This window comes from Nocardia sp. NPDC060255, from assembly GCF_042727395.1.
Classification (GTDB): Bacteria; Actinomycetota; Actinomycetes; order Mycobacteriales; family Mycobacteriaceae; genus Nocardia.
In genome coordinates this window covers 418,519-439,527 of sequence record NZ_JBHXAU010000001.1, presented here as the reverse complement: position 1 = coordinate 439,527, position 21,009 = coordinate 418,519, and the positions used below count along the sequence as shown (strand labels likewise).

18 protein-coding genes are annotated in these 21,009 nt (G+C 67.6%); 7 read left to right on the top strand and 11 right to left on the bottom strand.

The window, feature by feature from the left end:
- Positions 1-18: 18 nt before the first annotated feature.
- Positions 19-1,647 carry a TerD family protein gene (locus ACFWF1_RS02125; protein ID WP_379283364.1) on the top strand — a complete coding sequence of 543 codons (1,629 nt, stop codon included), beginning with the start codon at positions 19-21 and terminating at the stop codon, positions 1,645-1,647.
- Here the strand turns inward: ACFWF1_RS02125 and ACFWF1_RS02120 are convergent.
- The 3 genes from ACFWF1_RS02120 to ACFWF1_RS02110 all read right to left on the bottom strand — a co-directional run bounded on the left by ACFWF1_RS02120 (position 1,629) and on the right by ACFWF1_RS02110 (position 6,861).
- Complete coding sequence (locus ACFWF1_RS02120; protein ID WP_379283365.1) at positions 1,629-3,446, bottom strand: glycosyltransferase family 87 protein; 1,818 nt, start codon at positions 3,444-3,446, stop codon at positions 1,629-1,631. The two genes, ACFWF1_RS02125 and ACFWF1_RS02120, sit on opposite strands and share 19 nt — an antisense overlap.
- A 153-nt stretch (positions 3,447-3,599) precedes the next feature.
- Positions 3,600-6,353: a transglycosylase domain-containing protein gene (locus ACFWF1_RS02115; RefSeq protein ID WP_379283366.1), complete on the bottom strand. Its 2,754-nt coding sequence runs from the start codon at positions 6,351-6,353 to the stop codon at positions 3,600-3,602.
- A 97-nt stretch (positions 6,354-6,450) separates the two neighbouring features.
- A complete protein-coding gene (locus tag ACFWF1_RS02110; protein ID WP_191093751.1) occupies positions 6,451-6,861 on the bottom strand; it encodes a DUF5318 domain-containing protein in 411 nt (136 codons plus the stop codon).
- A 170-nt stretch (positions 6,862-7,031) separates the two neighbouring features.
- Here ACFWF1_RS02110 and ACFWF1_RS02105 point away from each other — a divergent pair, with 170 nt between their 5' ends.
- Both ACFWF1_RS02105 and ACFWF1_RS02100 read left to right on the top strand, forming a co-directional pair.
- Positions 7,032-7,589, top strand: coding sequence for a PadR family transcriptional regulator (locus ACFWF1_RS02105; RefSeq protein WP_107653374.1), 558 nt, complete (start codon positions 7,032-7,034; stop codon positions 7,587-7,589).
- Positions 7,582-8,682, top strand: coding sequence for an inositol-3-phosphate synthase (locus ACFWF1_RS02100; RefSeq protein WP_379283367.1), 1,101 nt, complete (start codon positions 7,582-7,584; stop codon positions 8,680-8,682). The genes ACFWF1_RS02105 and ACFWF1_RS02100 overlap by 8 nt, the downstream gene beginning before the upstream one ends.
- A 96-nt stretch (positions 8,683-8,778) precedes the next feature.
- Here the strand turns inward: ACFWF1_RS02100 and ACFWF1_RS02095 are convergent, their stop codons facing one another.
- The 6 genes from ACFWF1_RS02095 to ACFWF1_RS02070 all read right to left on the bottom strand — a co-directional run bounded on the left by ACFWF1_RS02095 (position 8,779) and on the right by ACFWF1_RS02070 (position 15,610).
- Entirely contained in the window at positions 8,779-9,204 is a 426-nt protein-coding gene (locus ACFWF1_RS02095) for a GyrI-like domain-containing protein (protein WP_379283368.1), read from the bottom strand.
- Between the two features lie 10 nt (positions 9,205-9,214).
- On the bottom strand, positions 9,215-9,673 hold the full coding sequence (locus ACFWF1_RS02090) for a GyrI-like domain-containing protein (RefSeq protein ID WP_379283369.1): 459 nt from the start codon (positions 9,671-9,673) through the stop codon (positions 9,215-9,217).
- Positions 9,674-9,861: 188 nt separating this feature from the next.
- Positions 9,862-12,114 (bottom strand): transglycosylase domain-containing protein, encoded by a 2,253-nt coding sequence (locus ACFWF1_RS02085; protein WP_379283370.1) that lies wholly within the window; start codon positions 12,112-12,114, stop codon positions 9,862-9,864.
- 247 nt (positions 12,115-12,361) lie between these two features.
- Positions 12,362-13,240, bottom strand: coding sequence for a carbohydrate ABC transporter permease (locus ACFWF1_RS02080; protein WP_379283371.1), 879 nt, complete (start codon positions 13,238-13,240; stop codon positions 12,362-12,364).
- Positions 13,240-14,262, bottom strand: a complete 1,023-nt coding sequence (locus ACFWF1_RS02075; RefSeq protein ID WP_379283373.1) for a carbohydrate ABC transporter permease — start codon at positions 14,260-14,262, stop codon at positions 13,240-13,242. Before ACFWF1_RS02075 ends, ACFWF1_RS02080 begins: the two co-directional genes overlap by 1 nt.
- Positions 14,263-14,308: 46 nt before the next feature.
- Positions 14,309-15,610 (bottom strand): ABC transporter substrate-binding protein, encoded by a 1,302-nt coding sequence (locus ACFWF1_RS02070; RefSeq protein WP_379283374.1) that lies wholly within the window; start codon positions 15,608-15,610, stop codon positions 14,309-14,311.
- 121 nt (positions 15,611-15,731) lie between these two features.
- Here ACFWF1_RS02070 and ACFWF1_RS02065 point away from each other — a divergent pair, with 121 nt between their 5' ends.
- Positions 15,732-16,595, top strand: coding sequence for a DUF2786 domain-containing protein (locus ACFWF1_RS02065; protein ID WP_379283375.1), 864 nt, complete (start codon positions 15,732-15,734; stop codon positions 16,593-16,595).
- A gap of 522 nt (positions 16,596-17,117) precedes the next feature.
- Complete coding sequence (locus tag ACFWF1_RS02060) at positions 17,118-17,630, top strand: TIGR04338 family metallohydrolase (RefSeq protein WP_379283376.1); 513 nt, start codon at positions 17,118-17,120, stop codon at positions 17,628-17,630.
- Between the two features lie 89 nt (positions 17,631-17,719).
- Here ACFWF1_RS02060 and ACFWF1_RS02055 read toward each other — a convergent pair whose 3' ends face one another.
- Entirely contained in the window at positions 17,720-18,706 is a 987-nt protein-coding gene (locus ACFWF1_RS02055) for an o-succinylbenzoate synthase (protein WP_379283377.1), read from the bottom strand.
- 142 nt (positions 18,707-18,848) lie between these two features.
- On the opposite strand from ACFWF1_RS02055, the gene ACFWF1_RS02050 reads away from it, so the two are divergent.
- Both ACFWF1_RS02050 and ACFWF1_RS02045 read left to right on the top strand, forming a co-directional pair.
- Positions 18,849-19,247: a hypothetical protein gene (locus ACFWF1_RS02050; protein ID WP_379283378.1), complete on the top strand. Its 399-nt coding sequence runs from the start codon at positions 18,849-18,851 to the stop codon at positions 19,245-19,247.
- A gap of 184 nt (positions 19,248-19,431) precedes the next feature.
- Positions 19,432-19,770: a hypothetical protein gene (locus tag ACFWF1_RS02045; RefSeq protein WP_379283379.1), complete on the top strand. Its 339-nt coding sequence runs from the start codon at positions 19,432-19,434 to the stop codon at positions 19,768-19,770.
- Positions 19,771-19,805: 35 nt separating this feature from the next.
- Here ACFWF1_RS02045 and ACFWF1_RS02040 read toward each other — a convergent pair whose 3' ends face one another.
- Positions 19,806-20,975, bottom strand: a complete 1,170-nt coding sequence (locus ACFWF1_RS02040) for a thiolase family protein (protein WP_379283380.1) — start codon at positions 20,973-20,975, stop codon at positions 19,806-19,808.
- Positions 20,976-21,009: the final 34 nt, after the last annotated feature.

Below are 21,009 nucleotides of genomic sequence, written 5' to 3'. Positions count from 1 at the left end.
GACAGCAAGGCAGACAACGTGATTCAACTGAAGGCCGGCCAGAACATCTCGCTGACCGGTAAAGTCGTTCGATTCGGTGCGAAAGCCGAAGCCGCACTGGATGTTTCGGCGCTGGTGGTGGCGGAGAACCTCAAGGTCTTCGCCACCGAGGATTTCGTCTTCTACAACCAGCCGAGCGCCGCGGGGGTGCGGCTGGACGCGAATCAGGTGACCGTCACGCTGCCCGAGGTGCGCGGCGACGCCAAGGCGGTGCTGCTGGTGGTGAGCGCCGACCCCGCCGTGCCCGGGCGGCCGGGCGGCCTCGGCTCGGTGACCGCGACGTTGTCCGAAAATGACCAGGTGGCAGCGGAATTCGTGATCACGCCGTCGTCCGGCGAGGCGGCCCTGATCTGCCTGGAGGTATACCGCCGCGGCACCGACTGGCGGCTGCGCGCCGTCGGACAGGGCTACTCCGGCGGCCTCGGCGTGCTGCTGACCGCGCACGGCGTCGAGGTCGAGGACGATCCGGCGGACCCGGCGGCGCAAACCGGCTCGGCGGCGCAGACCGGCGACTCGCCGCAGCCGAGCGCGACCCAGCAGCCCGGCCCCGGCGTACACACCATGGCCGGGCCGATGGCCGGCGAGGCCCGCTCCGCCACGGCGGCGCCGCTGGAGGTCGGGCACGGCCTGGAACGCCTGTGGATGATTTTCGAGGACGCCGCCCGCTCGGCCGCCGCGCTGGTCTCGGCCCGCGACTACGCGGCCAAGCGGCTCGATCACGAATTGTCCGTCGCCGTCTCGGATCCCGCGACCCGCAACACCCCGGCCGCCGATGCCGCGCGCCGGGCCGCGCAACAGCGTAACGACGAGTTGATCGCCACCGCCGAAAGCAACCATCAGCGCGACAGCGCGCAGCTCGTCCGCGAGCTCGCCGACGCCGACCTGATGCTGCCGCCCGCGCTGGCGTCCTGGGACTCACCGGTCTGGGACAAGCCGATCACGCCGAGCGACGGCATCCGGCTCGGCGAGCTGTACGCGCGCGAACGCGGCACGCTGCGGGTGCCGTATTGCGTTCCGGTGCCGTTGAATCGGCCGCTGTGGATCGACACCGAGTCCACCCGCGCGGTCGCACCGGTGGTCGGCGCGTTGCTCGCGCGGCTGCTCACCTCGACGCCCGGTCGGCGCACCCTGGTCGACATCATCGATCTGACCGGCGCGTTCAGCGGCTTCACCGGCCTACTCGCGCCGGTGCTGAACGGGCCGCCGATCACCGACCACACCGAGATCTCCGAGCGGCTGCAGGCCCTGGTGCAGGCGGCCGAACTGGCCGAATTGGCCTTCACCAGCGGCATGGGCAGTGCGCCGACCGAGCACCGGATCCTGGTCGCCGCCGACTTCCCGCACGGCTACCAGAGTTCGGACGCGCAGCGGATCGGTTCGCTGATCATGCGCGGCGACCTGATCGGGCTGTCGACGGTGATCATCGGCAGCGACGAATCCGACTCGGCGGACAGCACCGTGGCGATGCTGTCCCAGTCCTGCAGGCACCTGCCGACCGTCGACGGGACACCGCTGTTCGATCCGTGGACCGGCAGCCCGTGGCAGCTGGACCTGGACCTGCTACCCCAGGAACCGGCGCTGCTCGCGCGTTACCTGCGCACCCACTGAATCGGATTCGCGACGTTGGCTACCACTGCGTGGTTACCGGTTTTAGAATCGCCGGCCTGCGAGCGCCACTCGCGGGTCGGCGCCACCCGGGGGCGCAAGAACTCGGGCAGCCACGCCAGCAACGGATCCGGTGCCCGGTCGAAGACGCCGCCGATCGGGTCGTCGACGTAGTCGCGGCGTACCAGATCCTCGCCGGGGCGATAGATCTGCCGAACGATCAAGGCGCACAACGCGATCACCGCGAGGTCGCGCAGCACCACGGTGCCGGTGAACCACTGCTCGGGCAGGCCCTTCTTGTCCAGGCCGAGGTAGTAGAACATCCGCGGCGCCCAGACCAGCGCGTCGATCGTCATCCAGGCCAACAGGATGCGCCGGTGCGGCAGCGCGAGCACTGCGATCGGCACCAGCCACAGCGAGTACTGCGGGCTCCACACCTTGTTCGTCAGCAGGAACGCGGCGACCACCAGGAAGCACAGCTGCGCCAGCCTCGGCCGTTGCGGCGCGGTGAGCGCGATGTAGCCGATCACCGCGCACGCGGCCACGAACACCAGCAGCGACACCACGTTCAGGATGACCGGTTGTTGCTCGTGCGTGAGCGTCCCGTCGAAACCGGTCCAGCCGGTGAACGAGGTGATCACGTTGTACAGCGAGTCCGGGTCGGCGTGCCGGGAGGTGTTGAGCCGGAAGAATTCCCGCCAGCCGTCCGGATAGAGCGCGGCGATGGGCAGGTTCACCACGGCCCAGGTGCCCAGCGCGGCGGATACCGTGACGGCTGCGGCACCGAGCGGCCGGGTGCTGAGAAGGTGGACGCGATAAGGGGTTTCGCGGATCCAGTCCCGCGCCGTCGACCAGCTGTCGATATCGCGCAGCCGCAGCCCGAGCTGGGTGCTCGGCATCCGCTGCATCGGATCGGCGCGCAGGCACAGCACCACGATCGGGCCGAGCAGCAGCAGCGGATACAGCTTGGCGGCGCCGCCGAGGCCGAGCAGCAGTCCGGCGAGCACCGGGCGTCGGCGTGCCCAGGCCAGCAGCCCGGTCGCGGCCAAAGCCGTTGCCAGCGCATCGAAATTGGTGAAGATGTGCACGATCACCAGCGGCGAGCAGGCGACCAGCGCCGCGTCCCACACCCGGCGCCCGGCCAGCTGCGCGGTCGCCCACACGGTGACCAGCCAGGCCAGCGCGAGGCCGAACGCGACGACGTTGAAGTAGATCACCACCTGCAGCGCGCCGGGCAGCGGCGCGGCATCCCAGGCCTTGGCGATCCGCATCGAAAGGTATTGGTAGAGACCGGATAACACCGGATATTCCATGTACCGGGTTGCCCGGCCACCGTCCGGGGTCGTCTCGGTCCAGTCCTTCTTGTACGGGAAGGCACCCTCGTTCAACCGCTCCGCGCCGTACAGCGGCACGGTGTCCGAGTAGCACATCGCCACGTACTGGCGGCCGTTGTTCCAATCGAGGGTGAGCGATCCGTCCGCGGTGCCGGTCTGCTGAATGCAGCCCGCCTTGCCGAACCAGCCGAACGCGAGGAACACCACGGTGAACGCCAGCAGCACCCGCATCGGCGTCCAGAACCGCACCCGCCCGATCAGCGCGTGCTCACCGACCGGGCCGCCGATGACGGTGGACAGCTGCGCCGTCAGCGAATCGTTGCGGCTCGGCCGATCCCGTGCGTCGGCCGACCGCAGATCCGGCGCGAGCGGGCCGGGGGCGATGTAGTGCGCGCCACCGGAAGACGCCCCACCCGATTGCGGCACGCTCCCGTTCGTTCGCTGGTCCACCAGTTCCTGATCGGTCACGGCACCCGACGCTACCTTGAGTTCGGCTAGGGGTTCGGATCGCGTCGTCCCCACTCGGCTGGGTGGCGGCGGTACGCGCAGGACAGATCACGCTCCTCGCGGGCTTTTACCGAAAACCCTGCGGCACCTCGGCTCAGGTGCCGCAGGGCCGGGTTACCTGCTGCGGGTGGTGGGCGGAGAGCCGGTGCTCTCCCCCTGATTGGTGTATCCGTTGGCGCCGGGCCGCGGCGAGCCGGTCGAGCTCGGCGACGAGGGGTCGGTCGCCATCGGCTGGCCGGGCAGCGGCGTCGGTCCGTCCTCGCGCTGTTGCTGCTGTTGCGGTTGCTGCTGCGCCTGCGGGCGCGGCTGGGCACCGGGGATCTGGATCGGGCCGAACGGGGTGTCGATCTGCGGCGGCAGCATGATCGGCGGGATCAGCGGCGGCGCCTCGGTGGTGGACGGCGGGGTGAACGGGGCCGACCACGCGGGCACACCGGCCTGGCCCTTGATCGGGGCGGGCTTCGGGAAGGTCTCGTTCTTCGTGCCTTCCAGCGCACCGTCCATGGTGGCCTTCCAGATGTCGGACGGCAGACCGGAACCGTAGATCATGCCGCCCTGGTAGTTGCGCAGCGCGGTGCTGTCGACGGCGCCGACCCAGACCGCGGTCGACAGGGACGGCGTGTAGCCGACCATCCAGGCGTCCTTGTTGTCGAGGGTATCGCCGAGCTGGGCGGTGCCGGTTTTGGTGGCCGACTCGCGGCCGCCCGCCAGATTGTGGTTGCGCGACCAGGCCGCGATGGGCTTCATCGCGTCGGTGACGTTGTCGGCCACTGCGGCGTCGACCCGCTTCTCGCCGGCCACCTCACCGCGATCGAGCACCACGGTGCCGTCGGCGGCGACCACCTTCTGCACGAAGTGCGGTTTGTGATAGACGCCGGAGGCCGCCAGAGTGGCGTAGGCCGAAGCCATGTCGAGCGGACGAGAGTCGTACTGGCCGAGCACGATACCGTTGTTCGGGCCGTTGCCGTCCGCTTCGGTGAGCGACTTGCCGACGCCGGGAATGTTCTCCGGGATGCCGAGCTTGTGCGCCATGTCGGCGATCTTCTGCGGGCCGTTGCCCATGTCGACTTCCATGCGGTAGAAGCTGGTGTTCAGCGACCGCTTCAGGGCCTCGGCGATGGTACACATGCCGCACCCTTCACCCTCGACATTAGTGATCTTGATGCCGTTGACGGTGACCGGCGAGCTGTCGTACAGCTGCGAAAGCGGAACGCCCTGTTCGAGATTCGCCGCCAGACCGAACACCTTGAACGAAGAGCCCGGCTGCAGACCGGCATTGGCGTAATCCCAGCCCTGGCCGTCCTCGCCGCCGTAGTAGGCCTTCACCCCACCGGTCTTCGGATCCACCGAAACGACTGCGGCACGCAGCTTTTCCGGCTCGCCCTGCATCTTCTTCTGCGCCGCGTCGACGGCCGCCTTCTGCGCCTTCGGATCGATCGTCGTGGTGATCGACAGGCCCGAGGTGTTCATCTGCTGCTCGCTGATGCCCTCGGCGGCAAGCTCCTTGAGCACCTGCGTCTTGATCAAGCCCTCCGGGCCGGTGTCCAGGGTCTTGTCCTTGGTCGTCGAGACCGGGGCCACCCGCGGATACTGCATGCCCTGCCGCTCGGCGGCGGGCAGGTTGCCACCGTCCACCATGCCGTTGAGCACATAGTTCCAGCGCGTCTTCGCGCCCTCCGGGTTCTTCTCCGGATCCAGGCCGGACGGCTGCTGAATGGTGGCGGCGAGCACCGCGCCCTCGGCGGGAGTCAGTTCCGTCACCGGCTTTTCGAAGTAGGCCTTGGCGGCGGCATCGATGCCGTAGGCGCCACGACCGAAGTAGATGGTGTTCAGGTACGCGGCAAGGATGTCGTCCTTGCTCCACTGGCGCGCCATCTTGGCCGAGATGACCAGCTCGTGCAGCTTTCGGGTGAGCGAGCGTTCGTCACCGACCAGTGCGTTCTTCACGTACTGCTGGGTGATGGTGGAACCACCGCCCGCGCTTTCCTTGCCGAGCACGTTGTCCCTGGCGGCGCGGGCGAAGCCGGAGATCGAGAAGCCGGGGTTGGAGTAGAAGTCCCGGTCCTCGGCGGCGATCACCGCGTTGCGCACGTGCGCGGGGATCTGCTCGATCGTGACGTCGGTCCGGTTGCCTTCCGGCGGAACGACTTTGCTGATCACCGACTCACCGTCGGAGGCGAGGATGGTCGCGACCTGATTGGTTTTGAGGTCACCGGGCTTGGGTACCGAAACAGTCGTGTACGCGATGAGGAAGACGCCACTGGGGATGAGGATGGCCATGGCCATCATCACGTAGATGACCCGGCGCACGATGCGCCACGGCGACTTCTTCTTCGCGCCAGGCTTGCGCTTGCCAGGGCCGGAGCCGTCGCCGCCGCTGCCACCGTTGCGGCGCGGGGGCGGCCCGGACGGCGGACCACCCGCGGTCTGCCTGCGTTCGCCGGTGCCGTTGCCGGGATCGCCGACGCGGCGGGCCCGCTCGGCGGTCGGCCGCGGCCCGGTGGGCGGGCCGCCACGGCGGTTGCGCTCGGAGACCGCGTCGGTCAGCGAGTTCCGCTCGATCTTCTGGGTGGCTCCCGCGCCGGGCGGCGGGGCGAGGTTCGGTCGTCCCTGCGGCGGCCGCTGCTGCGGCGGCGGGGGCGGGCCGGGACGACGCTGCGGCTGCGGGCCACGAAGCTCCCCCGGGTAGGGGGCTGGGCGCTGCGCGGGCGGCGGTCCGGGCCGGGGACCAGGCCCGGGCGGCGGGCCCGGGCGCGGATTCTGATAGGGATTGGGACCAGGCTGTGAACTCCGTGGAGGACGGCCGCCATGCGGTTCATCGCCGTAGGGGGAAGTCTCGTAGGGCGAATTCACTGACAAGATCTCCATAACTCGTAACGTTGCGGATGGCTCGGGGCGGTCATCTCGACCGCAGCGGACACGTGTTGGCTCCGCGAGTCATCCGACGGGCAGATGACCAGGCACTTCATTCGGCTGCGGTGCGCCGGGTCCCGGTGCGACGCCGCGTTGGCGCCGGCGTGGTACCGAGGACGTAAGACTGCACCAGATGATTCCAGCTGCAGCTGCGGCATACCTCGACGACATGGACCGAGAACTCCTCACGAGTCTCGGCGAGGCGGGTCAGCTCCTCCGGTGTGCGAGCCGAGCCCGCCACCGGTCCGAGACCGTCGCCGTAGACCCAAGATACAAGCGTGAGTTGTTCTTTCCGGCAGATCGGGCATGTGACCTCGCTCCCCCGGCCGTGGAACTTCGCCGCACGCAGCAGGTAGGGATTCGCATCACACACCGAGGCGACATCGACGCGGCCCGCATACACGTCAGCCAGCAACGACCGACGCCGTAGGGCGTAGTCGACCACCTGCCGCTGGATTCGCACGAGAACCAGAGTAGCGGTGTTGCCGAGGGGCCGCCCTGGCTCAGGGGTATGAGATGCCCGGTAGATCCAGCTTTATATCGACCAGGACTGTGCACAGTTATATCGGCCCGATATAGTGTGGAGTCGCATCCATCGGTTAGGTCTGTACATAGTCAGGGAGGTGAAGCCCGGTGCTCGAGCTGGCAATTCTCGGGCTGCTCCTCGAATCGCCCATGCACGGCTACGAGTTGCGCAAGCGGCTCACCGGCCTGCTCGGCGCGTTTCGGGCCTTCTCCTACGGGTCGCTCTATCCCACGCTGCGCCGCATGCAGTCGGACGGGTTGATCGCCGAGGAGATTCCGGCGGGCGTGGTCACGCGCCGAGCCCGCCGCGTCTACCAACTGACTCCGGCGGGCCGCGAGCGGTTCAGCGAACTGCTCGCCGATACCGGACCGCAGAACTACACCGACGACGGCTTCGGCGTTCATCTGGCCTTCTTCAGCCGCACCCCCGCGACCGCGCGGATGCGGATCCTGGAGGGCAGGCGACGCCAGGTCGAGGAGCGCCGAGAAGGACTCCGGGAGGCGATCAAGAAGGCCAGCGGGTCACTCGATCGCTACACCCGGCAGCTCCACCAGCTCGGACTCGAATCAAGCGAGCGCGAAGTGCGCTGGCTCAACGAGTTGATTGCGGCGGAGCAATCGACGAAGGCGGCACCACAGAAAGAGGGAAATATCGGCCATGAGTGATGACAAGAAGGCTGACAACGCCACAGAAGTTCGCGTCGCCATCGTAGGTGTGGGCAACTGCGCTTCCTCGCTGGTCCAGGGTGTGCAGTACTACAAGGACGCGGACGAGACCGCGACCGTGCCCGGCCTCATGCACGTCAAATTCGGCAAGTACCACGTCCGGGACGTGAAGTTCGTCGCCGCGTTCGACGTCGACGCGAAGAAGGTCGGCTTCGACCTCGCCGAGGCCATCTTCGCCAGCGAGAACAACACCATCAAGATCTCCGACGTGCCGCCGAGCGACGTTGTCGTGCAGCGCGGTCCGACCCTCGACGGCATCGGCAAGTACTACGCCGAGACCATCGACCTGTCCGAGGCCGAGCCGGTCGATGTGGTCAAGGTCCTGAAGGACAACAACGTCGACGTCCTCGTCTCCTACCTGCCGGTGGGTTCGGAGGAGGCCGACAAGTTCTACGCACAGTGCGCCATCGACGCGAACGTCGCCTTCGTCAACGCGCTGCCGGTGTTCATCGCCTCCGACCCGGTGTGGGCCGAGAAGTTCACCAAGGCAGGCGTTCCCATCGTCGGTGACGACATCAAGAGCCAGGTCGGCGCGACCATCACGCACCGCGTCATGGCCAAGCTGTTCGAGGACCGCGGTGTGCAGCTCGATCGCACCATGCAGCTGAACGTCGGCGGCAACATGGACTTCAAGAACATGCTGGAGCGCGAGCGCCTGGAGTCGAAGAAGATCTCCAAGACCCAGGCCGTCACCAGCAACCTGAAGAAGGAAATGGGCGCCAAGGACGTGCACATCGGCCCGTCCGACCACGTCGGCTGGCTGGACGACCGCAAGTGGGCCTACGTCCGGCTCGAGGGCCGCGCCTTCGGCGACGTGCCGCTGAGCCTGGAGTACAAGCTCGAGGTGTGGGACTCGCCGAACTCGGCGGGCATCATCATCGACGCGGTCCGCGCGGCGAAGATCGCCAAGGACCGCGGCATCGGCGGACCGGTCATCCCGGCCTCGGCCTACCTGATGAAGTCCCCGCCCAAGCAGCTCGCCGACGACGTCGCGCGCACGCAGCTCGAGGCGTTCATCATCGGCACCGAGTAGTTCGGTAGCGCTGTGTAGTTCGGTAGCGCAGAGCGCGAATGAGCCGGGCCCCACGAACTTTCGTGGGGCCCGGCTCATTTCGCGTGTTGCCGGGGATCAGTCCAGCGAGACGTAGACCTCGACCGAGGTCGGTCCGGTGTAGCGCTCGATCTCCGCGGTGTGCGAGCGGGTGATGGTTCCGGCGCTCTCCGCCTTGCGCACCTGAGCCCACGCGGTGCGCAACAGGTCATAGGGCTTGTCGGAGACGACGAACTTGGCGTAGCGGCCCTGTGGGACGCGGGTGAGCACGTCGCCCGCGTCCATCTCGTCCATCGCGGCCACCTCGTAGCCGAGCACGGCGACGGCGTGGTCGTTCTGGCCGATGTAGGCGGCCACCCGCGGCACGCTCTTCTCCCGCGCCAGGTAGCGGTCCCAGGTGAAGTTCACCAGGTCGAGGTCGCGCGCGGTCACCTCGCGTCCGGCGAGCGGAACGGTCAGTCCGGCGACCAGGCTCTCGTCCAACGTGACAATCTCGAAGTCCACAGTGTTGTTCCTACCCGTCGACTTGATCGTCTGCCAGCGCTACGAAGACTTCGGCCGTGCGCGCGTCGGGATAGTGCTCCCAATCCCCGGTGTAGGCGCGCACGAATCGGCCTGCCGCCTCGGCGTCCCATACCGAGCGCCAGATGTGCACGATGGTGTCGCCGAGGTTGTCGCCGCTGGCGATGAACCGGGCGAATTTGCCCGCGGGCACCCGGGCCAGCACGTCACCGGGTAATAAGTCGTCCACGCCGCGGCAGCGGTAGCCGACGATATGGGTTAAATACGAATTGATTTCCGGCGCGTGGTCGACATACGCGGTCGTCGGCGGCCCGGGCAGCTGGCGGGCCAGGTTGCGCTTCCACGCCTCTTCGACTTTCGCGCGGCGCGGTCCTTCGACCGCGAGCGCTGGGCTGCGAAGTACTGTTCCCGCCACCAGCGTCTCGGGTTGGTCAACGACATTGAAATCCACCGGCGTAGCCCCTATGTCTCGTCTGTCTCCAATTGGCGGCGTCGTCGCTCGAGCGCATATCCTTCCGCATCGATCCCGCGGCGTCGGCGTCGGCCTTGTCCGACACACTCGCTGTTCGCTCTCACTCTGGCAAACGATGCTGCCATGTCATCCGTTCCCCTGGGTGCGGGAAGGTCACAGCATCATCGCTATCCCGGCACCGGGATGGTCAGTCCGGGAAAAATTTCCACTTCCTTAGGTGTTTGCGGCGCGGGCGGGATGATGACTACCGGCTCCCGCGGCGGGCCGGGCGGCGGATTCAGGATGTCGTAGGTGCCGCCGGACGGCTTGCTCGCCGACGGTGGCGTGATCGCCGCGGCGGCGCTGGGCGCGGCGGGGAACTGTTCGACCGGACTGCCGTCGAGCGCGCCGTCCATCACCTGCTTCCAGATGTCGGCGGGCAGGCCGGACCCGTAGATGTCGGTGCCGCGGGCGGTGTGGATCGGCTGCGATTGTTCGGTGCCGATCCAGACCGCCGTGGACAGCGCGGGCGTGAAGCCGATCATCCAGGCGTCCTTGTTCAGCTTGGAGTCGCCGAGCTGGGTGGTGCCGGTCTTCGCCGCGGACGGCCGGCCACCGGAGAGGGCGTGTCCGTTGGAGTACGCGGCGATCGGCGTCATCGCCTGGGTGGTGTTCTCGGCGATCGCCTTGGGGATGCGCTGCTGGCCGTCGGGCAGTTGCTTGCCGGTGCGTTGTTCGGGCGCACCACGGTCGAGCAGCACCCGTCCGTCTCCGGTCACCACGCGCTGCACGAAATACGGCTGGTGATAGACGCCGGACGCGCCGATCGTCCCGTACGCCGACGCCATGTCGATGGGCCGAACGAGGTACTGCCCCAGCACGATTCCGTTCAGCGGGCGGCCGCCGTCCTCGGTCAGCGTCTTGCCCGCGACGCCGGGGATCTCCTCCGGAATGCCCGCCGCGTGCGCCGCGTCGGCGATGGCCTTGGGTCCGTCGAACATCGACATGGTCAGCCGGTAGAAGCTGGTGTTGAGCGAGCGCTTCAGCGCCTCGGCCATGGTGCACCGGCCGCACGATTCACCGTCCACATTGGTGATCTTGGTGCCGCGGTCGGTGACCGGGGAGCTGTCCAGCATGCGGTTGAGCGGAATGCTCTGCTGCTGCGCGGCGACCACCGCGAAGGGCTTGAACGCCGAACCGGTTTGTAGCGGCGCCTGCGCGTAGTCGTAGCCGATGCCGTCGGTGCCGCCGAAGTAGGCGCGCACCGCGCCGGACCGCGGGTCGATCGACACGATCGCGGCGCGCAGTTCGGACGGCTGCCCGGCCAGCCGGTCGTGCACGGCGCTCAACACGGACTGCTGTGCCTTCGTGTCGATCGTGGTGGTGATCTGCAGGGCGCCGGTGTCCAGTTCGTGTTCGCTGATGCCGGACGAGCGCAGTTCGCGGACCACCTGGGCGCGGATCAGGCCCTCGGGGCCGCGGGCCACGTTGTCGTCGGGGATCTCGTTGAGCGGGATGATCGCCGGGAAGACCGTGGCGTCCCGGTTGCCCGGCGACAGGACGCCCATCTCGACCATGCCGTCGAGCACGTACCTCCAGCGCGCGGTCAGGTCGGGCAGGTGCGTTTCCGGGTCGAGGATCGACGGCGTGCGCACCAGCGCGGCGAGCACCGCGCCCTCGGCCAGGGTCAGCTGGTTCACCGGCTTGTTGAAGTAGGCCTTGCTCGCCGCGGCGATGCCGTAGGAGCCGCGGCCGTAATAGATGGTGTTGAGGTAGGCGGCGAGGATGTCGTCCTTGCTCCACTGCCGCGCCATCTTGGCCGAGATGACCAGCTCGCGCATTTTCCTGGTGAGCGTGCGCTCGGAGCCGAGGAAGGCGTTCTTCACGTACTGCTGGGTGATGGTGGAACCGCCGCCCGCGTTGTCGCGCCCGAGCAGGTTGTCGCGGGCGGCGCGCAGGAAGCCGGAGGTCGAGTAGCCGGGGTTGGTGTAGAAGTTGCGGTCCTCCGCGGACAGCATCGCGTCGCGGACCGGCTGCGGCACCTCGGCCAGCGGGATCGGGCTCCGATTGCCGTTGGGCGGCACCACTTTGGCGATCACCGTGCTGCCGTCGGCGGCCAGGACGGTGGCGATCTGATTGGTCTGTACCGAATCCGGATCGGGGATCTCGGCACTCCAGTAGACGAGCACGAACAGCAGTGCGGGCACCGCGCCGAAGATGATGAACAGGGCGAGCACCAAGCGCCGGAAGCGTTCCCCGCGGGTGCGTGGCGGGCGATGCGGATCGGGCGCCGGCCGCGGGGATTTGGGCTCTTTTGCCGGGCGGGCGTGTCGCTTTCGACGTGGCGCGGTGTCGAGCTCGTTGAAACCGGCGATCGAGGTATAGGGCGCGGGTTCCGGTTTGGCTCTCGCACTACGTCGCCGCTTGCCGAACGAACTCACGACAGCGCCTCGCGGCGATTCGTGCGCTCGAACGCGCGGCAACCCCGGTGCACTCGCTGGCGCTCGTTCACGATCATCTCCTCCCGGAGCGTCGGCCGAAACTCACCTGCACGAACAACGATCGGAAATGGGCCCCCACGGGCACGACTTTACTCGCGCCGTGGGTGACCCGCGATGCTATCACCGGGCCGATGCGGCACATCGTAATTCCGGCTATTGCCGGAAAAACGTGCGCTGAGCGGTGTTTCTAGCTCTTGACGCCACCCGCCGTGAGGCCGGAGATGATGCGACGCTGGAACAGCAGCACCATGATGACCAGCGGGATCGACACCATCACGCCGGCGGCCATGATCGCGGCGTAGGGCTCGACCAGCGGATCGTTGCCGGAGAACCGGGCGACCGCGACGGTCACCGGTTCGGTGCTGCCGCTGGAAAGCAGTCGGGCCAACAGGTATTCGTTCACCGCGGCGATGAACGCGAGGATCGCGGTGGTGAAGACCGCGGGCGCCGCCAGCGGCAGCATCACCAGCCGGAACGCCTGCAGCTTGGTGGCGCCGTCGATCCGCGCGGCCTCCTCGAGTTCCCAGGGAAGCTCGGCGAAGAACGAGGCGAGGATGTAGACGGTCATCGGCAGCACGAACGAGATGTTCGGGACGATCATCGCCTGGTACTTGCCGATCCAGCCGATATTGGTGAACAGCTGGAACAACGGGGTGACCAGCACGACCACCGGGAACATCGACGCGCTGAGGATCAGCCCGGACACGATGTACTTGCCCCGGAAGGTGAGCCGGGCCAGCGCGTATGCGGCCATCACACCGAGGACCAGCGCGACAACGGTGGTGGCCGAGCCGATGATCACGCTGTTGGCCAGCGCCTTGCCGAAGTTGTTGCCGCGACTCGTGTCGAACGCGTTGCGGAAGTTCTCGAAGGTGACATGCGTCGGCCACGGCGTGCTGTCGAAGGTGTAGGCGGGATCGCGGAACGCGGTGACCGTCATCCAGTAGAACGGCCCGAGCCCCCACACGAGCACGATGGCGACACCGACGTACAGCCGTACCGACCGAAGCCGCTGCGTCCACGAAACGGCCTGTGCGGCAGGCTTTTCAGCAGTCCGAACCGACATCAGTGCGCCTCCCGCTGTTCTTCCTGAGTGCGGACTGCGTTGGCGCCCAACACCTTCACCAGTACGAAGGCCACCGCGAAGATCATCAGGAAGGTGATCGTCGACAGCGCGGCCGCGCTGTTCGGACCCTGCCGGACCTGATCGACCACCAGGATCGACACCACCCTGGTGGACGGGTTGCTCAGCGTCATGATCGCGGGCAGGTCGTACATGCGCAGCGCGTCCATCGTCCGGAACAGCACCGCGACCAGCAGTGCCGGCTTGAGCAGCGGCAGCGTGATCTGGGTGAACCGCTGCCAGGCCGAGGCGCCGTCGACCCTGGCCGCCTCGTACACGTCGGCCGGGATCACCTGCAGCCCGGCCAGCAGCAGCAACGCCATGAACGGTGTCGTCTTCCACACGTCGGCCGCGATCACCGCGAACCGCGCGGGCCACGCGTCGGAGGTCCACAGGATGTGCGTGCCGAGGACCCGGTTCACCACCCCGTCGTACTGGAACATGAACTCCCACAACCGCGCGGTCACCGCGGTCGGGATGGCCCACGGAATCAGCACCGCGGCGCGCAGCAGCGCACGTCCCTTGAACGTCTTGCCCATCACCATGGCGAAGCCGAGGCCCAGGGTGGCCTCCAGCGTCACCGTGATCACGGTGAAGAACAGCGTGACGCCGATCGCCAGCCAGAACTGCGAACCGAGGTTGCCGGTCGGGCAGCTGACCGTCTCACCGCCCGCCTGGCACTGCTGCAGCAGCCAGTGCGTGTAGTTCGAGATGCCCGCGCCGCCGCCCTCGACGAACATGCCCGTCGCCGGGTCCAAACCGGAATCCTTCTGGAACGACATCCACAGCGCCCGGATCACCGGATAACCGATGACCACGGCCAGCGCCAGCAGCACCGGCGTGACGAACAGCCAGGCTTTGCCCGAGCGCCGCATTTCCGAAGCCAGGGTCTCGCCGAGGCCACGCTTGCGTGGCAGGAACTCGTCACTCGGCACAGTGCTGGCCGCTCCCGAAGGATCCGACACCGTTTCTCTCTCCTACGGGTCTCGTCGGGTCCGTTGCGCTATCCGCCTACGATCCCGCGGTCTCGATGCCCTTCTGCATCCCGATGATCGCGTCGTCGACGGACTTGGACTGCTTGAGCGCAGCATAAGCGTTGTCCTGGATGGCTTTCGACACCGCGGGGTAGAACGGCGTGACCGGACGCGGCACCGCGCTGGCGATGGAATCCTTGAGCGCGGGCAGGTACGGCATCTTCGCGATCAGCGCCGGGTCGTCGTACATCGAGGCGCGCACCGAGGGCAGCGCGCCCGAGGCGACGATGTGCTGGGCGTCCTCGCTGATCAGGAAGCGCAGGAAGTCCAGCGCGGTGGCCTTGTTCTTGGAGTACGCGCTGATCGCCGCGTTGTAGCCGCCGAGGGTGGACGCGCCGACGCCGTTCTCGCCGGGCAGCGGGGCGACACCGAACTTGTCCTTCACCGAGGACGCGTCGCCGCCGACGTCACCGTAGGTGGACGGCCAGGAACGCAGGAACATCAGCTTGCCCTGCGAGAACGCGCTGCTGCTCTCCGGCTCCTTGAAGGTGATCGCTTCCTGCGGGATGTTGCCGTCCTTGTAGGCGTCGACCAGGACCTTGAGTCCGGCGCGCGCCTGCGGGCTGTTCACGGTCGGGGTCTTGCCGTCGGCGCCGACGAAGCTGCCGCCGTAGGCGTTGATCGCCTCGGCCGCGTTCACCGTCAGGCCCTCGTACGGCGCGAACTGCCCGGCGTAGCAGCCGATGTTCTGCGCCTTGGCGATCGGGCACTGGGCCATCATTTCGGTCCAGGTCTTGGGCGGGTTAGGCACCAGGTCCTTGCGGTAGAACAGCAGGCCGCCGTTGGTGTTCCGGGGCGCCGCGTACAGCGTGTTGTTGTAGGTGGCGCTGGCGACCGGCGGGGAGAGCAGCGCGGAGGTGTCGATGGCGAAGGAATCCTTCAGCGGCTGGATCCAGCCCTTCGCGGCGAACTCGGCGGTCCACGGCACGTCAAGGGCGACGACGTCGTAGGTGGACTGCTTGGACCGCATGTGCTCGACCAGGTCGTCGTACTGCTGCGAGGCGTCGTTCGACTGTTCCTTGAACGTCACCTGCTCGTCCGGGTGCGACGCGTTCCAGCGCTCGATGAGCTGCTTGACCGCGCCGGTCTCGGTGGTGTCCTTGCCCTCGACGTAGGTGATCGGCCCGCGCCCGCTGAGGTTCTGGCTCGTCGGACTCCCGCCGCTGTCGCTGGAGCAGGAACTGGTGAACGTCGCCGCCAGCAACGCGACCGAGACGGCCGCGAACGCGGCCTTCGGTACGAGCGACGCTCGTAGGGACGACACCTTTTTCACAGCCATCGCGGACACTCCAAGTCGATCGTGAGCATTAGCACACCCTGCCGGTTGCACAACGCAAGATACATGGTGTGGGAGTGACTCGCGGGATTGTGGCGGGAAGTCCTCGCTACTCTGGCGTGTGATGACATCGCCGAACCCGGTTCCCGAGCGGATGCTGACCCGCATCGGCGGGCTGCTGCGCCAGGCCGAATCGACCGACAACGAGCACGAGGCCGAGGCGTTTCTCGCCGCGGCCCAGCGACTCGCGACCAGATCGTCCATCGATCTGACGGTGGCGCGTGCGCACATCGCGGGACGTGAGCGCAGGCCGACGCCGATTCAGCGGATCATTCCGATCGGCGAGCCGGGCAAGCGCGGATTGCGCACCTACGTCCAACTGTTCGTCGCCATCGCGCACGCCAATGATGTGCGCTGCGATGTCGCTCGCACCTCGACCCAGGTGTACGCCTACGGTTTCGATTCCGATATCGACACCTGCGAGGCGCTGTACGCCAGTCTGCTCGTGCAGATGGTGCGGGCCTCGGATCAATACATCAAGTCCGGGCAGTACCGCTCGGCGACGGTGGAGAAGGTGGTCACCGAAAAGCGCTGGGGACGCAAGGTACAACGGCGGGTGCAGGCCCCGGTCGCCGGTGTCACCGCGCGGTTGAACTTCCAGATGGCGTTCGCCGCGCGGATCGGGCAGCGGCTGGCCGCGGTGAAGGCGGAGGTCGAAGCCGAGGTGGTGCCCGGCGACACCGCGGGGGCAGGCACCGCGCTCGCGTTGCGCAACAAGGAGATCGAGCTCACCGACTTCTACACCAGCACCTCCGAAGCGCGCGGGACCTGGCGCGGGCCGCAGGCCTCGGCCGGACATTCGGCGGCGGCGCGGCGCGCGGGGGACCGGGCCGGTAAGGCGGCTCGGCTCGGCACCTCGCCCGAACTCGGTGCGGCGCGTGGGCAATTGACGCGGAAGTCGCGTGGTTCGACCAACGGGTCGGCGTGAGTGCTGCGGATTTCCCGTGCCGGGTCGGAGGACGCGGGAATTCGGAATGGACTGCGGCGTGTCTTTCAACAGGCGCGCGGGGGCGGGCTGACTCGGGTCGCGCCGGTGTCTTTTGTGGACGATGCTCGTGACCGAGCGCCGGCGAGTGAACCGAAATCACAGTGCGCACTCCGGCACGACGGAACCGAGCGTCAGCGAGGGGGATTCGTGAGCGAGCGTCAGCGGACGAACCTAAGGCACAGTGCGCGTTTTCGTGCGGCGAAGTCGAGTGGCTGGCGCGGGGGATTCGTGAGCGAGCGTCAGCGTGTGAACCCGAGGCGCAGTGCGCCTGCGTGTACGACGCAGCTGAGCGCTGGCGAGGGGGAGTTGTGAGCGAGTGTCAGCGTGTGAACCTGAGGCGCAGTGCGCCTGCGTGTACGACGCAGCTGAGCGCTGGCGAGGGGGAGTTGTGAGCGTGCGGCAGCTAGCGCACCTGAGATGCGGTGCGCGCCCGCTGCCTTCGAGTGCGGGCGAGGCGGAGTCATGAGCGTACGAGATACGCAGCGCGCCAAGGTATATGACGCCGAGCAGTTGGTGCGTGGGATGTTCGACCGTGCCGATGAGCATGGCAGTCGCATGGTCGAGCTGTACGGTTCGCACCTCACGTTGCCGATCGAACGTCGTTTCGCCTCGGTCGACTCCGTGCAGAGCTACGCCGACAAGGTGCTTGCCCTCAATTGGGTTCGGGCCCAATGGGATCGCGCGAGCACCTCGGTCCGGGTCCGCTCGCGCGCGGGCGCGACCGCCGCCCACTACGAGGCCGCCGACGCCGTCCTCGCCGTGCCGCTGCACACCGGCGGCACCGCGTGGGCGCTCCGCGAACTCGTAGTGCTGCACGAAATGGCGCATCATCTCGAGCCCGACCCCGGCTCGGTCGCACCGCACGGCCCCGAATTCTGCACCCGCTACCTGGAATTGGTCGACGGCATCATCGGCCCGGAAGCCGCCCTGGTGCTGCGCGCGACGCTGCTGGGCTGCGGTGTCCGCCTCGGCTGACTGATCCCACGATCTGCACCTTTACTCGGGATCTGCACTCTCTCTAGGGCCCTATAGACAGTGCAGATCCCGAGATAAAGTGCGGCTGCTCAGTTCCGTTCTTGGGTGAACTCGACCAGTCGGAGGACTCGGCCCAGTCGGTCCTGCCACCACGCGGTTCGGTCGGGGTCGCGCTGCCGGTGTTGCTCAGCCAGGGCCGGATCAGGCTGCGGCGGAGTTCTCGGTACCGGCAGATAGCCGTCGACTTGGCGCAGTGAATCGACAACCACATCACCGGTGAGCAGCGACAATGTGCCGAGCCCGCAGGCGAAGTCGAGCTCGGGGAGCGCGCCGGCGAGGGCGAGTTGCGCGGCCAGGCCGACGCTGGTTTCCAGGGCTGAGGAGACCACGCAGGGGAGGCCGGCGGCTTCGGCCACCCGCAGCGCGCGTCGAACACCGCCCAGCGGAGTGCATTTCAGCACCGCGATGTCCGCAGCGCCCGCGACGGCGACCCGCAGCGGGTCCTCGGCGCGGCGAATGGATTCGTCGGCGGCGATGCGGACGTCCACGCGGCGGCGGACCGCGGCCAGTTCTTCAATGGTCCGGCAGGGCTGTTCGACGTACTCCAAACCGCCTGCGGCCTTGTCGATTCGGGCGATGTGCGCGACGGCGGTCTCGACATCCCAGACCGCGTTGGCGTCCACCCGAACGGCCCCACTCGGACCGAGCGCGTCCCGCACCGCCTCGACCCTGGCGAGATCCTCGGCGAGCGAATCGGGATGATCGGCGATCTTCACCTTCGCGGTGCCACACCCCGACCCCGCGACAATCGCGTGCGCACGCTCCGGATCGACCGCAGGCACCGTGCAGTTGATCGGAATCCGATCGCGCACCGGTTCCGGCCACCCCACCGTCACCTGTTCGAGCGCGGTGGCCAGCCATCCGGCCGCCTCCCGATCGTCGTACTCGGTGAACGGACAGAAGTCGCCCCACCCGAGCGGCCCTCGGATCAGCATCCCCTCGCGCACGGTGATGCCACGGAACCGGGTGCGCATCGGGATCGCGTAGACGATGCTCTCAACAACGTGATCGGTCATCGCCGCCCAGCTTAACGGGCGCTGCCAGGTTCGGGCTTCGCTCCGGCAACGGTCGCCTGACCAGCTGTTTGCCGAATTCTCCCCATGCGGTCTGAGTAGTTTTGCGGTCCTGCGCACGCCGGTCGATCGCGATGCTGAGTACATGACCTACTACCCGACAACGCAGCAGCAGTGGCAACAGCCGCAATGGCAGCAGCCGACGCCACAGCCGCAACAGCGGACCTGGGACCTGGTCCTCACCATCGTGCTGTACTCCTGCGCCGCGCTGCTCGGCCTACTCGCCGCCTACGCCACCCTCTTCTTCGCCTTCGCCACCGACGCGTGCGGCACCAACAACTGCAACGACAGCTACCTCGGCGCCGCCTTCATCGTCTCCTGGGGCGGCACCGCTCTCGCCCTGGTCGGCTCCCTCGTAATGATCATCGTGGCCGGCCTGAAGCGCCGGCACATGTGGTACTGGCCAGTACTAGCCGCCCTCCTGATCGTCGCCTCCTTCGCCGGCGGCGTAGCCCTCGCCTCCCAGGTCTACACCGGTCACTGACCCATCCCGCGCACGAACTGTGCCGCTGCGCACGGAATCGTCGGCAAACTCGTGCGCGCCAAGCAATTTCATGCGCGCACTGATACTCGGCGCACCCGTCACGCGTGGACCGTCAGCAACGTGTGCCCGGCGTGCGACTTTGCGCGCGGGCTGCGCGGTAGGTGGGCGCGGGTCATCCTGGGGTATGGCGTGGGAACGACCGGAGCGTGTGCCGGACCTCGTACGCGCGGGGCTCGGGTCGTTGATGACGGTCGCCTTCGCCTGGTTCATCGCGTCGTTCGTGCCGCTTTACGAGGTGGTGGCGCGAGACGACCCGGACGGTGGGGCATGGCGATACCTGTCGGTGGCGCAGGTCGTCGGTTGGGGAGGGATTGCGGCATCGGTGATCTGGGCGGTCTGGTTGATGGTGCGCAAGGTGCGGGCGCGCAGGCCGATCGGGTGGACGCCGTTGATCGCGGTGCCGCTGATCGTCGAGTCGTGGGTGGCCGGATTTCTGATCGCGCTGGTGCTCGCGTCGATCTGACTCGGCGCCCACCTCGCGATGGGCGCCGGTTCGGGTCAGAGGCGTTCGAGAATCATGGCGTTCGACAAACCGCCTGCCTCACACATGGTTTGCAGGCCGTAGCGGGCGCCGCGGTCCTGCATGGCGTGTACCAGGGTGGTGGCGAGGCGGGAGCCGGAGGCGCCGAGTGGGTGGCCGATGGCGATGGCGCCGCCGTTGACGTTCACCTTGGCGAGGTCGGCGCCGGTCTCCTTGGCCCAGGCGAGCACGACCGGTGAGAAAGCTTCGTTCACCTCGAACAGATCGATGTCGGAGATCTGGAGTCCCGCGCGCTGCAACACCTTTCGGGTCGCCGGAATCACCGCGGTGAGCATCAGCAGCGGATCGTCGCCGACGACGGCGAAGCTGTGCAGCCGGGCCAGCGGCTTCAGTCCGAGTTCCTTCGCGCGTTCGCTGGTCATGATCAGCACCGCGGCGCTACCGTCGCTGACCTGGCTCGCGGTCGCCGCGGTCACCTCCCAGCCGATCTGCGGGAACCGGGCGGACATCGCCTCGTCATAGAAGGCGGGGCGCAGCTTGGCGAGCGAGTCGAGGGTGCTGCCGACCCGGATACCCTCATCGGTGCTCAGTCCGTTGATCGGCGCGAGCTCGTTGGCGAACAGGCCGTTTTTCGTTGCCAGCGCGGCCTTTTCGTGGCTGCCGAGGGCGAACTCGTCGAGCTGGGTGCGCGTCAGGCCCCACTTGGCGGCGATCAGTTCAGCGCTGATCCCTTGCGGCACCAGGCCTTCCGGATAACGTGCGGCGAAGCCGACGCCGGAGACATCCTCGGAGCCGATCAGGTTGGCGCCCATCGGGATTCGGCCCATCGATTCGACACCGGCGGCCACGACGATGTCGTAGGCCCCGGAGATCACGCCCTGGGCGGCGAAGTGGATCGCCTGCTGGCTGCTGCCGCACTGCCGGTCCACCGTGGTCGCGGGGACGGATTCGGGATACCCGGCGGCCAGTGCCGCGCGCCGGGTCATGTTGGCGCCCTGCTCGCCGACCTGGGTGACGATGCCACCGATCACGTCGTCGATCAGCACCGGATCGATGCCGCTGCGATCGACCACTTCGCGCAGGCTGTGTGCGAGCAGATCCACCGCATTGACGTCATGCAGCGCGCCGTTCGGCTTGCCTTTGCCGATCGGAGTGCGTACCGCTTCGACAATTACCGCGTCTCTCATCGTGCTTCCTTTCGGACCGAGAACCGGGCGGCCT

Excerpts from the sequence above, each read along its gene's own strand:
- ACFWF1_RS02115 (WP_379283366.1), bottom strand. The coding sequence starts at position 6,353 with ATGGAGATCTTGTCAGTGAATTCGCCCTACGAGACTTCCCCCTACGGC.
- ACFWF1_RS02100 (WP_379283367.1), top strand. The coding sequence starts at position 7,582 with ATGAGTGATGACAAGAAGGCTGACAACGCCACAGAAGTTCGCGTCGCC.
- ACFWF1_RS02080 (WP_379283371.1), bottom strand. The coding sequence starts at position 13,240 with ATGTCGGTTCGGACTGCTGAAAAGCCTGCCGCACAGGCCGTTTCGTGG.
- ACFWF1_RS02070 (WP_379283374.1), bottom strand. The coding sequence starts at position 15,610 with ATGGCTGTGAAAAAGGTGTCGTCCCTACGAGCGTCGCTCGTACCGAAG.
- ACFWF1_RS02065 (WP_379283375.1), top strand. The coding sequence starts at position 15,732 with ATGACATCGCCGAACCCGGTTCCCGAGCGGATGCTGACCCGCATCGGC.
- ACFWF1_RS02060 (WP_379283376.1), top strand. The coding sequence starts at position 17,118 with ATGAGCGTACGAGATACGCAGCGCGCCAAGGTATATGACGCCGAGCAG.
- ACFWF1_RS02055 (WP_379283377.1), bottom strand. The coding sequence starts at position 18,706 with ATGACCGATCACGTTGTTGAGAGCATCGTCTACGCGATCCCGATGCGC.
- ACFWF1_RS02050 (WP_379283378.1), top strand. The coding sequence starts at position 18,849 with ATGACCTACTACCCGACAACGCAGCAGCAGTGGCAACAGCCGCAATGG.
- ACFWF1_RS02045 (WP_379283379.1), top strand. The coding sequence starts at position 19,432 with ATGGCGTGGGAACGACCGGAGCGTGTGCCGGACCTCGTACGCGCGGGG.
- ACFWF1_RS02040 (WP_379283380.1), bottom strand. The coding sequence starts at position 20,975 with ATGAGAGACGCGGTAATTGTCGAAGCGGTACGCACTCCGATCGGCAAA.